The organism is Acidovorax benzenivorans, from assembly GCF_028680575.1.
Classification (GTDB): domain Bacteria; phylum Pseudomonadota; class Gammaproteobacteria; order Burkholderiales; family Burkholderiaceae_C; genus Acidovorax; species Acidovorax benzenivorans.
In genome coordinates, this window is sequence record NZ_JAPCKI010000009.1 from 100,153 (window position 1) to 113,926 (window position 13,774).

Annotated in this window: 9 protein-coding genes; 6 read left to right on the forward strand and 3 right to left on the reverse strand. The window is 66.3% G+C overall.

The window, feature by feature from the left end:
• Window positions 1-8: 8 nt before the first annotated feature.
• Complete coding sequence (locus OIN59_RS16345) at window positions 9-1,364, forward strand: glycerate kinase type-2 family protein (protein ID WP_274112129.1); 1,356 nt, start codon at window positions 9-11, stop codon at window positions 1,362-1,364.
• Window positions 1,365-1,437: 73 nt separating this feature from the next.
• On the opposite strand, the gene OIN59_RS16350 is transcribed toward OIN59_RS16345, so the two are convergent.
• The gene (locus OIN59_RS16350) at window positions 1,438-2,478 is read right to left on the reverse strand and encodes a porin (protein WP_274112130.1); all 1,041 of its coding nucleotides are present in this window, start codon (window positions 2,476-2,478) and stop codon (window positions 1,438-1,440) included.
• Between the two features lie 295 nt (window positions 2,479-2,773).
• On the opposite strand from OIN59_RS16350, the gene OIN59_RS16355 reads away from it, so the two are divergent.
• The gene (locus OIN59_RS16355) at window positions 2,774-3,397 is read left to right on the forward strand and encodes a Crp/Fnr family transcriptional regulator (protein WP_274112131.1); all 624 of its coding nucleotides are present in this window, start codon (window positions 2,774-2,776) and stop codon (window positions 3,395-3,397) included.
• A gap of 284 nt (window positions 3,398-3,681) precedes the next feature.
• On the forward strand, window positions 3,682-5,802 hold the full coding sequence (locus OIN59_RS16360; protein WP_274112132.1) for a sensor domain-containing diguanylate cyclase: 2,121 nt from the start codon (window positions 3,682-3,684) through the stop codon (window positions 5,800-5,802).
• A gap of 767 nt (window positions 5,803-6,569) precedes the next feature.
• Here OIN59_RS16360 and xdhB read toward each other — a convergent pair.
• Window positions 6,570-8,918 (reverse strand): xanthine dehydrogenase molybdopterin binding subunit, encoded by a 2,349-nt coding sequence (gene xdhB, locus OIN59_RS16365; RefSeq protein WP_274112133.1) that lies wholly within the window; start codon window positions 8,916-8,918, stop codon window positions 6,570-6,572.
• Window positions 8,915-10,621, reverse strand: a complete 1,707-nt coding sequence (locus tag OIN59_RS16370) for a xanthine dehydrogenase small subunit (RefSeq protein ID WP_274112134.1) — start codon at window positions 10,619-10,621, stop codon at window positions 8,915-8,917. The genes xdhB and OIN59_RS16370 overlap by 4 nt, the downstream gene beginning before the upstream one ends.
• A gap of 326 nt (window positions 10,622-10,947) precedes the next feature.
• Between OIN59_RS16370 and OIN59_RS16375 the strand changes: the two genes are divergently transcribed.
• From OIN59_RS16375 to OIN59_RS16385, 3 genes are all read left to right on the forward strand, one after another.
• Window positions 10,948-11,577 carry a GntR family transcriptional regulator gene (locus OIN59_RS16375; protein WP_274112135.1) on the forward strand — a complete coding sequence of 210 codons (630 nt, stop codon included), beginning with the start codon at window positions 10,948-10,950 and terminating at the stop codon, window positions 11,575-11,577.
• A gap of 406 nt (window positions 11,578-11,983) precedes the next feature.
• The gene (locus tag OIN59_RS16380; RefSeq protein ID WP_274112136.1) at window positions 11,984-13,069 is read left to right on the forward strand and encodes a BMP family ABC transporter substrate-binding protein; all 1,086 of its coding nucleotides are present in this window, start codon (window positions 11,984-11,986) and stop codon (window positions 13,067-13,069) included.
• A 54-nt stretch (window positions 13,070-13,123) separates the two neighbouring features.
• Window positions 13,124-13,774, forward strand: coding sequence for a flavin reductase family protein (locus OIN59_RS16385; RefSeq protein ID WP_274112137.1), 651 nt, complete (start codon window positions 13,124-13,126; stop codon window positions 13,772-13,774).

Here is a 13,774-nt window from a genome sequence, read left to right on the forward strand (position 1 = left end):
TGCGCGGCATGCACCCAGAAAACCAGCCAGCCAGCCCCTCCCTGCCGGACTACCGCACCCATCCCCGCGCTTTTCTGAAGGCGCTGTTTGATGCCGCCGTGCACAGCGCGCAGCCCTTGCATGGCATGCGCCAGTGGTTGCCCCAGCCGCCCAGTCGCGAGAGCGGGGGGCGCACCCTGGTGCTGGGCGCGGGCAAGGCGGGTGGCGCCATGGCCCAGGCACTGGAGGCCCTGTGGCCGCAGGACGCGCCCCTGTCGGGCCTGGTGGTCACGCGCTACGGGCATGTGCCGCCCCGGCCCGCGGGCGTGCCCCAGCGCATCGAGGTCGTCGAGGCTGCGCACCCCGTGCCCGATGCGGCCGGGCTGGCTGCGGCGCAGTGCATCCTGGACCTGACCCAGGGGTTGACGGAGAACGACCTGGTCCTGTGCCTGATCTCAGGCGGGGGCTCGTCCCTGCTCACCTTGCCCTGCGATGGCGTGACGCTGGAAGACAAACAGCGCATCAACCGCGCTCTGCTCGACAGCGGCGCCCACATTGGTGAGATGAACTGCGTGCGCAAGCACCTCTCGCGCATCAAGGGCGGGCGACTGGCGGCGGCCTGTGCCCCGGCGCGCGTGGTCACGCTCACCATCAGCGACGTGCCGGGAGACGACCCCTCTGTGATCGCCAGCGGCCCCACCGTGCCCGATGCGACCACCTGCGCCGATGCGCTGGCCATTCTGGCGCGCTATGGCATCGACGTGCCCCCGGCCATCCGCACCGCGCTGGAGGCGGGCGGCCTGGAGACACCCAAACCCGGCGACGCCCGTTTTGCCGGCCATGCGGTGCACATGATTGCCACGCCCCAGCAGGCGCTGGAGGCCGCCGCCGCGCTGGCCCGTTCGGCGGGGCTGCCCGCGTATGTGTTGTCGGACGAGATCGAAGGCGAATCGCGCGAGGTGGGCAAGGTGCATGCGGCGCTGGCCCGTGCCGTGGCGCGGCGCGGCCAGCCGTTTGCGGCGCCGTGCGTGATCTTGTCGGGGGGGGAGACCACGGTCACCGTGCGTCCGCGCGCTCAGGGCGTGCCCCGGGGGCGGGGCGGGCGAGCGGGCGAGTTTTGCCTGGGCCTGGCGCAGGCGCTGCAGGGCGAGCCCGCCGTGTGGGCGCTGGCGGCCGACACCGACGGCATCGACGGCAGCGAAGACAACGCGGGGGCCTTTGTGTGTCCTGACACATTGGCGCGCGCCGGCGCTGCAGGCCTGCGCATCGACGACCACCTGGCGCGCAACGACGCCTGGGGATTTTTTGCGGGGCTCGACGACCTGCTGGTCACCGGCCCCACACACACCAACGTGAACGATTTCCGGGTGCTACTGATTTTGTAGCTGCTCAGGCATATTGCACTGGCGCTTGGGGCCGCTGGGGCTTGAAAAAGGCCCCAGGCGCCATGTGCAGGACTCAGAACCGGTGGCGGATGCCCACGCCAAAGCTGTTGCCCTTGGTCTGGTTGGTGATGCGGTCGTTCATGGCCATCACGTACACATCCGTGCGCTTGGACAGGAAGTAGTCGTACCCCACGGTGAAGGTCTTGCGCGAGATGTCGGTGGCTGTCATCTTGGTCTGTGCCCACGATGCCAGCACCTTGCCTGTGGCGCCTGCAGGCACCGACACCCCCAGTTGTGTGGTCTTGGCCTTGTTGGTGGTGTTGTCGGCCTTGGCCTGGCCGTAGCTGGCAAAGGCCTTCACGATGGCAAAGTCGTAGGCGCCGCCCAGCATCCAGTCGGTCTTGGTGGTGCCCAGGTAGGTGCTGGGCACGGCGGGGTTGCTCATCTGGTCGCGCTCGTAAAAGCCGGTGACGGTGATGGGGCCGTTGAAGTACAGCGCGTTGATGCCCACGTTCTTCTTGCTGCTGTCGCCGGCGACCTCGCCAAACTGGTAGTGCAGGTTGGCGGTCAGCCCACCCAGGTTGGGCGTGCTGTAGATGATTTCGTTGGACCAGCCCGTGTCGGACGGCGTGGTGGAACCCCAGCCCGTGCCGTTGAACAGGGGCACGTTCATGTGCAGGATCAGCGGAGCGAACGTGAACGAGTCGCCCAGCGGGTTCGACAGGATGGAAGGCAGAAAGTTGGGAGCCATACCGCGCCCCACGGTCACGGTGCCCCAGCTGTCGCTCAGGCCCACGTTGGCATCGCGCGAGAAGAAGGTGTCGTTGGCAAAGCGGCCTTGAATGCCGCTGTCCACCTTGATGAACGAGGTGAGCGCAAAGTTGGCCCTGAGCCCACCGCCCAGGTCCTCGGTGCCCTTAAACCCGAACCACGAAGTGGTCATGCCGCCGCTGTTGACCACCTTGCTGCTGCCAGCGTCACCGGCGTTTTTCATGGAGCCGACAAACACGTCGGTCAGGCCCATCAACTGGACCGAGCTTTGGGCCTGTGCCCCGGTGGTGCACAGCAGCGCGCCGCCGAGCGATAGAGACAGTGCGATCAGGTTTTTTTTCATGGAGTCATTCCTGGGGATGAAATCGCCGGATGTCCGGCTGGTGCAAGAGGGAGTGGCGGCCCCCTGTTGCACCGTGGTGCACGGGTGGGGGCAGCCGGTGGTGCATCGCAAGTTCCATGCCCTGGTGAAACACCTTTTTACAACGCTGCTGAACCCTTCTGCACGCGCTCTTGCACGTTGGTGGCGCAGTTTTCGTGTGTTTTGGCGCAAACCTGGGGCGCGCGGGGCGGGCGAGATGGTGCGCCTTTGATGTGGCTCAATGCCGCAGGCGCAGCCGCACGGCAAAGTGGTCTCCATGCTGCCATCTACCCTTTTTTCTCTGCCCGCTGACACCGAGGTGATCGCTCCCGGCGAAGTGCTGCGCAGGCGCAACGAGGTGCTGACGACGGTGTTGCACCTCGAAAGTGGCCGCGTGCTGCGCGGTGTGCTGGACGACGGTTTTCTGCGCCACCAGTTGGGCGCGGTCGAGGGGCCGTTCTGGCTCGACGCCGCTTCGGCCCTGATGGGCCTGCCACTGCCGGTGGACATGGTGGCCGACACCCGCGTGCATGTGCGGCGCGTTCCCATCGAAGAGTTTCGCCGCAGCCTGGCCGCCATGCCCGCAAGCGCGCGCAGCCTGTTGCTGGACATGGCCCAGGGCTACCGGCAGCAGTCTGAACTGGCTGTGAGCCGCCTGGCACAAGACGCCGAATCGCGCTGCGCGCAATGGCTGCTGAACCATGCCCAGTCCGACCACAGCGGCGCCATGCAAGTGACCCTGCACCAGCGCAAACGCCTGATCGCCGCCCAACTGGGCATCGCACCCGAGACCTTCTCGCGCGTGTTGCGCCACTTGCGGGAGCTGGGCCTGATCCACGGCACCGGCAATGTGCTGGCGCTGCCCCAGCCGCGGGCATTGCAGTCGATGGCGGGCTGCTAGGGCCTCCTTTGCACAAACCGCCGCGCCGCGCGCATCTGTGGCGCCAGGCCGATGCGGCAAGGCCTGCTGCGTAGGGTCTTTTGGCTGCACACACAGCGCCGGGTGCCCTCCGCAGATCCCTGTCCTGCGCTTGCAGGCTCAGGGTTTTTCCTTGGCTTTTACCAAGGGTTCCACCCAGGCCCCTGGGCACAGGGCCTGCGTATATTCGTTGGGACATGTCTGTCGTGACCCGTCCCAATGCCCCATTCTGAGCGTGCCCACCAGCCTCCTGTGCGGGAGCGTCCATGACGCCGCCCCCCGCCCCTGCGGCTGCGCCGGACCCCGCGCCGGGCTGGCTGGTGCCCGGAGCACTGGTGCTGCGGCTCATGCTGGTGGCGGCGCTGGCGGTGGCCCTGTCGGGGTCCGTGGCGGCCTGGCTGGTAACGCGCGCCTCGGGGCAGGAGGCCATGCGCCGGATGGTGAGCCAGCAGACCGATGAGGTCGAAGTGGTGGCCCGGTTGCTGGCCAGCAAAATCGAACAAAGCCAGAAGGTGCTGCGCACCGTGGCTGCAGGCATCACGCCGGGCATGCTGGAGTCACCCTCGTCGCTGGAATGGCTGCTGCAGCAGGGCCTGCCCGCCGTGCAGTTCTTCGACACCATGCAGGTGGCCCGCGACAACGGCGAACTGCGCCTGAGCCTGCGCGCCGGGCAGCTGGAAAAAGCCGCCGACCTCGACCCCACTGAACGCGATGCCCTGCGCCGCACGCTGGTGGATGGCAAGCCGCTGGTGTCTGAGCTGATCACCGGGCGCACGGGCGAGGCGCGGGTCATGTTCACCATGCCGCTGCACCGCGAAGACGGCACGGTCATGGGCGTGGTGGCCGGGGCGTTGCGCCTGCAGTCCCAAAGCCTGCTGCCGCCGTCCATGACGCTGCCTGCGCGCGATGACTCGCAGCTCATCGTCTTCACGCGTGATGGCACCATCCTGTCGCACTCCGACCCCACCCGCGTACTGGGCCAGGTGCGTGACGAAGTGGGCCTGGCTCCCGTGTACACGCGCTGGCAAAGCCAGGCCCAGCCTGTGGTGGGGCGGGGCATGACCCATGTGCAGTCCGACCACATCGTGAGCATGGCGGGCATGCCGCTGCCGCAGTGGATCGTGGCGCGGGTGAGCCAGTCGCAGGCGCTGCTGGCACCGCTGCGCGGCGCCCAGCGCGAAGCCTGGTGGCTGGCGGTGGCCAGCATGGCGCTGTGCATGCTGCTGGCCGTGGCCCTGATGGGCTGGATGGCGCAGCCCCTGGCGCAGCTCACCTTCAAGGCGCGCCAACTGCTCAAGACCAGCACGCGCCAGCGGCCAGAGACAGAAATGCACTGGCCTCAGGCGGGGGGCGAGGTGGGGGACCTGGTGCGGGTGTTCCAGGGCCTGGTGCAGCAAGGCAGCCTGCAGCAGTCGCGCAAGGACACGGTGGTCGGCCAGTTTCAGGCCGTGCTGGACAGCGCCACAGTGGGCATCGTCATCACGCGCCACGGCATGCTGGAGGTGGTGAGCCACCAGGCCTGCGTGATGCTGGGCTACACCGCGCAAGAGCTGCAGGGCCGCCCCTCGCGCACCGTGTACGCCAGCGACGCGGACTATGCCCAGGTGGGCGACCGCGTGCGGGCCGAGGTGGCGGCGCACGGCGCGTTCGATGGCGACATCTGCTTTTTGCGCAAGGACGGCACCCCCGTGTGGGCCCGCGTGCAGGGCCGGGGCGTGCGCCCCGAGGAGGTGCACGGCGGCACCGTGTGGATCCTGGAAGACATCACCGCCGCGCGCGAGGCCCAGGTGCAGAAGTCCTGGGGCCGTATGCACGATGCGCTGACGCAGCTGTATAACCGCGCCGCGTTTGACGAGCGTCTGGGCCAGTTGATGACCGAGCGGTCTGCCCGCCAGCGCGCTCCCGCTCTGGAAGAGGAGGGTGGCGAGGCCCAGGGCGACGGTGTGGTGCTGTTCCTCGACCTGGACCATTTCACCGTGGTCAACGACATTGCGGGCCACGACGCGGGCGACGATGTGCTGCGGCATGTGGCCCGTTTGCTGGTGTCCCATGTGCGCCAGATCGGTTGGGCGGCGCGTCTGGGTGGGGACGAGTTCGCGGTGGTGTTGCCCGGCTGTGCGCTGGCGCGTGGCCAGGCGGTGGCCGAGCAGCTGCGTGCGGCGGTGCGCGCGTGGGAGCCGTCGTACCAGGGGCGCAGTTTTACGCTGGGGGTGAGCATTGGGCTGGTGGTGCTGGATGCCAGCCTGCAGGATGTGCCGTCGGTGTTGTATGCGGCGGACATGGCTTGTTATGACGCCAAGCGGGCGGGGCGCAACCGGGTGGAGACGCGGCATGCGCGGGATGTGTCGGTGACTTCTTCGGGGCGGATGGCGTTGGGGCCGGTTTGAGGTGTTTTGGGCTGTATGTGCTTTTGGGATAAGCGCTGGTAGCTATTGATTTTGTAGTGTTCGATCTGGTGACCTGATCATGAAGACCGTTCGGGCTGAGCCTGTCGAAGCCGGGGCGTGCTGATTTGAAAGGCGTGCTTGTGTTGAGGGCGGAGGCCGGGAGTCGCCCGGCATGCGAGTAACTTTCTTTTGTTTCGCCAAAAGAAAGTCACCAAAGAAAAGGCGACCCCCAGTCTGCGACCCCTTCGCTGCGCTACGGGGCAACCGCCCCGCCGCAGGCGCAGCCAGCAGGGGTGGGACAGCCGGACATCCAAACAGCCGAACAGCCATGCGGGCCATTGCTTCGCTCGGCCCTACCTCGCGGGCGCAAGCGCCTCGCGCTGCGCAAACCTGGGCCGAGCGCAGCAAAGGCCCGTGTGGATGTCCTACTCCCTTTGCCCCTCTGGATGCGCCGAGGAGCGCAGGGTTTGGCGGATCAGGGCTCGCGATTGTTTGAGCGTAGTGAAACGAAGCGAGTTCGAGCGAGACCCCGTCAAACCCGAGCACCGCAGGTTGCCCCGGCGCGAAGCGCAGGGGACGCAGACAGCGGGGTCGCCTTTCTTTTGGGTACTTTTCTTTGGCGAAGCAAAGAAAAGTACCTCGCATGCCGGGCGACTCCCGGCCTCCGCCCTCACCAAAGGCATGCGGCTCAATCAGCGCACGCAACCAAAAACTACAAAATCAATAGCTACCAGCGCATATCCCACTACCGCAAGCAGCCAAAAACATCACCCTCCCAGCCGCCCCAACGCCTTGAGCACATTCTCCGCAGTCGCCGGAGCCATCAACACCACCGGTGCCGCAGCATCCCCGCCACTACGCCCAGCCGCCACTGCATTGCGCAGCGCCTCATACACGCTGATCGCCAGCATGAACGGCGGCTCGCCCACCGCCTTGCTGCCACCCACGTTGTCCTCGCGGTTGGCTTCGGGCCACAGGTGGACCTTGAAGTGCGCCGGGATATCGCCCGTCGCCGGAATCTTGTAGGTGCTGGGTGCGTGGGTGGCCAAGTAGCCCTTGTCGTTCCACACCAGCTGCTCGGTGGTCAGCCAGCCCATGCCCTGCACAAAACCACCCTCGATCTGGCCGATGTCGATGGCCGGGTTGATGCTGTGGCCTACGTCGTGCAGGATGTCCACCTTCAGCACGCGGCTCTCGCCGGTGAGGGTGTCGATGGCCACCTCGGTGCAGGCGGCGCCGTAGCTGAAGTAGTAGAACGGGCGCCCGGTGAGCGTGGTCTTGTCGTAGTGGATCTTGGGCGTGCGGTAAAAGCCGTCGCTCCACAGCTGGATGCGGTTGGCATAGGCGGCCTGCACCACCTCCTCAAAACTGCGCACCGTCTTGGGCGATATCACCTGGCCGCCCGCAAACCGGATCGCGCCTGCGCCGCAGCCGTCCAGGCCGCACACGAACGAGGCCAGGTTGTCGCGCACGTTGCGCGCGGCGTACTGGGCGGCGCGGCCGTTCAGGTCGGTGCCGCTGCTGGCGGCGGTGGCGCTGGCGTTGGGCACCTTGCTGGTGTCGCTGGCTGTGACCAGCACACGGTGCAGGGGCACGCCCAGCTCGTCGGCCACGATTTGCGCCACCTTGGTGTGCAGACCCTGGCCCATTTCAGTGCCGCCATGGTTCACCTGCACGCTGCCGTCGGTGTACACATGGACCAGCGCACCCGCCTGGTTGAACAGCGTGGCCGTGAAGCTGATGCCGAACTTGACCGGGGTGATGGCGAGGCCGCGCTTGATGACCGGGTTGTGCGCGTTCCAGGCCGCAATCTCGGCCTGGCGCTGGCGGTAGCCCGAGGTCTGCTCCAGCGTGGGTAGCAGCTCGTGCAGGATGTTGTCTTCCACCGCCATCTGGTAGTGGGTGACGTTGCGGCCGCTGCTTGCGTCCTTGCCGTACAGGTTGGCCAGGCGCACGTCCTGTGCATCGCGCCCCAGGGCGCGGGCGATGTCGCCCAGGATGGCTTCGATCACGATCACGCCCTGCGGCCCGCCAAAGCCGCGGAAGGCGGTGTGGCTTTGCGTGTGGGTCTTGCAGCGGTACGACGCGATCTCGACATCACTCAGGTAGTACGCGTTGTCGGCGTGGAACACCGCGCGGTCGGCCACGGGGCCCGACAGGTCGGCGCTGAAGCCGCAATTGGCGGCCATCTGCAGCTTCAGGCCGGTGATGCGGCCAGTGTCGTCAAAGCCCACGTCGTACTCGTACGCAAACGGGTGGCGTTTGCCGGTGACCATGAAGTCTTCGTCCCGGTCCAGCCGCAGCTTGATGGGGCGGCCCAGCTTGTTGGCGGCCACGGCGGCCCACACGGCCAGGTGCCCGGCCTGTGTCTCCTTGCCGCCAAAGCCACCGCCCATGCGGCGGCATTCCACCTTGACCGCGTGGTTGTCTAGCCCCAAGGCGTGCGCCACCCAGTGCTGCACCTCGCCGGGGTGCTGGGTGCTGGAGTAGATCCACCACTGTTTTTGCTCCAGCGGCATGGCGTAGGCGATCTGGCCCTCCAGGTAGAAATGCTCCTGCCCGCCGACTTCAAAAGCGCCACTCAGGCGGTGGGCGGATTGCGCCAGGCCTGCCGCCGCATCGCCCCGCCGTACGAACACCGGCGGCAGCACATAGTTTTGGGCCTTCAGCGCATCCTGCACCGTCAGCACGGCGGGCAGGGGGGTGAGGTCGAGCTTCACGGCACGCACCGCGCGGCGTGCCTGCATGACCGAGTCGGCCACCACGAGGCCGATCACCTGGCCGACAAACTGCACGCTGTCCAGCGCAAACACGGGCTCGTCATGCCCGAACGCGGCCAGGATCTTGTCGCCGGGCACGTCGCTGGCCAGCACCACGCCACGTACGCCGGGCAGCGCGAGGGCGGAGGTAGCGTCCACCCCGTTCAGCGTGCCGTGCGCCACGGTCGAGAGGATGGGCGCCGCGTACAGCGTGCCTTTCACCTCGGGCAGGTCGTCGATGTAGTGCGCGGCGCCCGCTACCTGGGCGCGGGCGCTTTCGTGGATGTGCGACTGGCCCATGGCGGCGCGGGTGGGCGAGGGCAGGGCGGTTTCAGCGATGGTGTGGGGGGCGTTCATACGGCGGCCTCCAGCGTCAAAGTGTCCAGGCTGACCGAGGACTGGCCCTGGCTCTCCAGCCAGTAGCGCTGCAGCAGGCTGCCCAGCACCTGGCGGCGGTAGGCGCCGCTGGCACGCATGTCGGAGATGGGGCTGAACTCGGCCTGCAGCACCGCAGCGGCGTGCTGCGCGGTGGCCTCGGTCCAGGGCTGGCCGGTCAGTGCTGCCTCGGTCTGCCGCGCGCGGGCTGGCGTGGCGGCCACGCCGCCTGCGCCGATGCTGGCGCGCTGCACGGTGCCGTTGGCGATGTCGAGGTTGAGCACCAGGCAGACGGCGGAGATGTCGTCGTCAAAGCGCTTCGAAATCTTGTACGCCCGAAGGATGTTCGCCCCCACGCTCGGCACTGGCGTGTCCTCGCTGCCCCCCGAGGGGGCGCTCGCCGCCTTGGGGCGGCCCGGCGGCGGCTCGGTCTTGCTGCTGCCCGGAAGGGGCACCACGATGCGCACCAGCAGCTCATCGGCCGCCATCACGTTTTGCCGGTAGCCGGTGTACAGGCCCTCCAGCGGCAGCTGGCGCTCGCCCCGGGCCTGGCTGGCCAGCACCACCTGGGCGCGCAGCGCGATCAGCAGCGGCATGGAATCGCCAATCGGCGAACCGTTGGCCACATTGCCGCCCAGCGTGCCCGAGTTGCGCACCGGCAGCCCCGCAAATCGCGTGGCAAAACGGTGCAGCTGCGGCCACTGGGCGGTGAGCGCCGCAAATGCATCGGTCAGCGTGACTGCGGCACCGATGTGGATGGCATCGGCGTGCTGCACCACCTGTCGCAGTTCGGCCGCGCGGGTCACGTCCAGCACCTGGGTGTATTGCTTGTGCTGCTTGGTCACCCACAGCCCCACGTCGGTACAACCGGCCACCACCTGGGCCCCAGGGTGCGCCGCACGGGCTGCGAGCAGCTCGGGGAGGGTGGAGGGGGCGATATATGCCAAATCGGCCGATTGCGCCGGTGAATCATGCCGTAGTAGCTCTAATTTTTGTAGCAATTCGGATTCGTTGACCACCATGCCGGGCAGCGATGCCATCTGCTGGGCGGCATCGAGGATGGGGCGGTAGCCGGTGCAGCGGCACAGGTTGCCCGAGAGTTCTTCCTGCGCCAGTTCGCGGGTGATGGGTTCACCATGGCAGGCATGGTCGAGCGCCGACGGGCCGCCCCTAGGCGCGAGGGAATCCGGGGGCCCTTCCCCGGATGGGGGATGCGAACCACACGCAGTGGGGAGCGTGGGGGCAATGTGCCTTTGGTACATGCCGAAGAGGCTCATCACAAAACCGGGGGTGCAGAAGCCGCACTGGGAGCCATGGCACTGCACCATGGCCTCTTGTGCAGGATGCAAGGTGATGGCCTGGCGCACCGCAGCCGGGGCATCGCCCACCGGCTGGATCAGCGGGTCTTCCGCCAGGTCCTCCACCGTCCACAGCGCCATGCCGTCCACCGAATGCGCGAGCCGGATGCAGCTGTTCACGGCGCTGTAATGCAGCTTGCCGCCACGTTCTTCGCCCAGCACCACGGTGCAGGCGCCGCAGTCGCCTTCGCCACAACCTTCCTTGGTGCCGGTGCAGCCCAGGTCTTCGCGCAGAACCTCCAGCAATGTGCGGTCGGGCGCAACACCGTGCAGGGCGACGGGTTGTCCGCGGCGGATGAATCGGATGGGGCGGTGGGTCGTCGTCATGCGTGGGTGCTCGAAAACATGCAGGTGGCTGAAGGAGAGCGTATGCGCACCTGCTCGGGTGTGCATATGCGAGAGCGTATAACGAGGATGCTCTGTGCGCTATGACTGTGTGCATCTTGTGTCGGGCCATGGTGAACCCCAGGCACGTGGCCATGGCACTGTCAGGGGCAGATCTATACTGCCGCGCACCTTGGGTGCCCCTCGCTGCGCCTGGTTGTCCCTTGTCCACCGTCGGACTGCTTGCCCTCTTTTTCATGCCTGCTGCCAGTCGCCCTCGAAAACCCGTTGCCTCTCGCACAGGGCCTGTTGCCACGCTGGATCAACCGGTGTACGACGCCCTGCTGGACGCTGTCATGCGAGGGCAGCTGCGCCCTGGCGAGCGCCTGGTGGAACCCCTGTTGTGCGAGCGTTTTGGCGTGAGCCGCACGGTGGTGCGACAGGCCCTGCACCGGCTGGGTGAACTGCGTATCGTGGACATCGTGCCTAACAAGGGCGCTACAGTGGCCCGCCCCGGTCCGCGCGAGACGCGCGATATCTTTGCCGCGCGCCGGGTGGTGGAGGGAGGCATCGTGCGCGCGGTGGCCCGACGCATCACGCATGGCGAGGTCGATCGTCTCAAACAGCGCCTGCGGGCCGAGCACGAGGCCTTGCACCAGCAGGACCATGCCCGCTGGGTGGCGCTGGCGGGAGGCTTTCATCTTGCGCTGGCAGAGCTGTCGGGCAATGCGGAGTTGCAGCGCATCCTGTCCGAACTGATGACGCGCTGCTCGCTGATCGTGGCCCTGTACGAGGTGCCAGGGGAATCCACCTGTGAGCACGAAGAGCATGAGCAACTGGTCGAATGGCTGTCGCTGCGCGATGGTGCTGCGGCGGCCGATGCCATGGACCGCCACTTGCTCGCACTGGAGGCGCGCCTGCAACTGCCGCCGGATGACGGTGGCGTTGAGATGGCGTAAGGCGCCCGCCAGGGCTGCCCCTTTCCCCGGAGCACGGCCCCGTCCATAACGCCGCAACGGCGCTGGTTTGCTTGGCCTGCTCGACAGACAGGCTGCCCAAGTATTCACGTGCGCTTTCCGACGCGCCGCACTCCTGTCTCCATCGCGCTATTGCGTTTGGGTAGTTCGTTGAGCCCGGGCTGAAAAGCCTGTGCGCTGAGGCACCGTGATGGTGCGGGGGCGGGTGTTCAGTGATCTGATGGTGGCTTTGTGCACCAAAACAGTATCGTATACTTAAATAGAAATGTTAAAAATCATTTAAAAACAAATAGTTAATCAAAATTTTTGGCTGGCATGAATTGTGTATGTATACGATTTGATGCGATGGATGTCCTGTCGCACAGACCACGTACAGGAGTCACGTTTCATGCAACGCCGCCAACTGCTCACCCGGGCGCTCGCCAGCGCCAGCATTGCCGCATTGCCCACCTTGGGTCGGGCGGCGCCTTCAGGCAAGCCGCTCAAGATCGGCTTTGTGTATTCGGGCCCTGTTTCGGATGTGGGCTGGAGCTTTCAGCACGACCTGGGGCGGCGCATGGTCGAAAAGGAATTCGGCAAACAGGTAGAGACCGTGTTTGTGGAGAGCGTGCCCGAGGGGCCAGATGCCGAGCGGGTTATCCGCCAACTCGCGTCCGATGGCTGTGGCATGGTCTTCACGACGTCGTTTGGTTTCATGGACCCGACGGTGCGTGTGGCAGCCGACTTTCCTCAGGTGGCTTTCGAGCATTGCTCGGGCTACAAGACCGCCGCCAATGTGGGCGTGTACCAGACGCGCTTTTACGAAGGCGCCTACTTGCTGGGCACCATCGCCGGGCGTGTGACCAAGACCAACACGTTGGGTTATGTGGCGCCGTTTCCGATTCCCGAGGTCATCCGCAACCTGGATGCCTTTGTGCTGGGTGCGCGCAGCGTCAACCCCAAGGTGACTGCCAAGGTGGTGTGGATCAACAGCTGGTACGACCCGGTGCGCGAGCGCGACGCCGCGCAGGCACTGATCAACCAGGGCGTAGACACGCTCTACCAGAACACCGATTCGCCCGCCATCGTGCAGCTGGCCGAGAGCAAAGGGTTGTATGCCTTTGGACAGGATTCGGACATGAGCCGCTTTGGGCCGCGCGCCCACCTCACAGGCAACGTGCTCAACTGGGGTGTGTATTACGTGCACAAGGTGCGCCAGAAGCTGGCGGGCCAATGGAAACCCGAGGACACCAAGTGGGGCATGAAGGAGGGCATCGTGCAATTGGCGCCCTTCAGCAAGCAACTGCCGCGCGATGTGGCCGAGCAGGTGGAGAAACAACGTGCCGCCATCGTGGCTGGGCAGTTTCATCCTTTCACCGGCCCGGTGAAGGACCAGGCGGGCAAGCAGCGCCTTGCAGCAGGCCAGACGTTGCCGGAGTCGGAGTTGTGGACCATGAAGTGGTATGTGGATGGCATCGTGGGTCAGCAGCCCTGAAATGCAGCGGCCCGCGTGTTGGGCGGCCCCGAACACCCTAGAAAGTGACTGCCAATGGATATCGATTTTTCGACCATAGACGCCTACCAGCGCTACAAGCTCATGGCCAGCCTGATCGTGCCGCGTCCCATCGCGCTCATCACCACCCTGGGGTCAGATGGCACGGTGAACGCAGCGCCTTTCAGCATGTTCAACATGCTCGGCGAAGACCCGCCCGTGGTCATGGTCAGCATCAACCGATTGCAGGGTGGGGCGCTCAAGGACACGGCCGCCAACATCTTGCGCACCGGCGAGTTTGTGGTGCATATCACCGACGAGGCCATGGCGGAGCGCATGCACGCCTGCGGCGACCCGCTGCCCCCGCACGAGAGCGAGTTGGTGCATGCGGGGCTCACGGCGGTGCCGTCGGTCAGCGTGGCGCCGCCCCGTATCGCCGAAGCGCCCGTGGCCTTTGAGTGCGTGCTGCACGAGACCCTGGAAACCGCCAGTCGCTATGTCTTTATCGGCCGTGTGTTGTGGTTGGGCGTGCGCGACGGTCTGGTGGACACCGAGCGCTGGCGAGTGCGCCTGCAGGACTTTCACCCGGTGGGGCGCTTTGGCGCGAGCTTTTATGTGCGCACCGGCGAGCGTTTTGCCATCGACCACACCCAGCAGCAGCCGGGTGCTGAATCCACCGCGCACTCCACCGCCATCGATGAAATCTGA

Bases quoted from the DNA above. Each gene is read 5' to 3' on its own strand.
- OIN59_RS16345 (WP_274112129.1), top strand. From the start codon at position 9: ATGCACCCAGAAAACCAGCCAGCCAGCCCCTCCCTGCCGGACTACCGC.
- OIN59_RS16350 (WP_274112130.1), bottom strand. From the start codon at position 2,478: ATGAAAAAAAACCTGATCGCACTGTCTCTATCGCTCGGCGGCGCGCTG.
- OIN59_RS16355 (WP_274112131.1), top strand. From the start codon at position 2,774: ATGCTGCCATCTACCCTTTTTTCTCTGCCCGCTGACACCGAGGTGATC.
- OIN59_RS16360 (WP_274112132.1), top strand. From the start codon at position 3,682: ATGACGCCGCCCCCCGCCCCTGCGGCTGCGCCGGACCCCGCGCCGGGC.
- xdhB (WP_274112133.1), bottom strand. From the start codon at position 8,918: ATGAACGCCCCCCACACCATCGCTGAAACCGCCCTGCCCTCGCCCACC.
- OIN59_RS16370 (WP_274112134.1), bottom strand. From the start codon at position 10,621: ATGACGACGACCCACCGCCCCATCCGATTCATCCGCCGCGGACAACCC.
- OIN59_RS16380 (WP_274112136.1), top strand. From the start codon at position 11,984: ATGCAACGCCGCCAACTGCTCACCCGGGCGCTCGCCAGCGCCAGCATT.
- OIN59_RS16385 (WP_274112137.1), top strand. From the start codon at position 13,124: ATGGATATCGATTTTTCGACCATAGACGCCTACCAGCGCTACAAGCTC.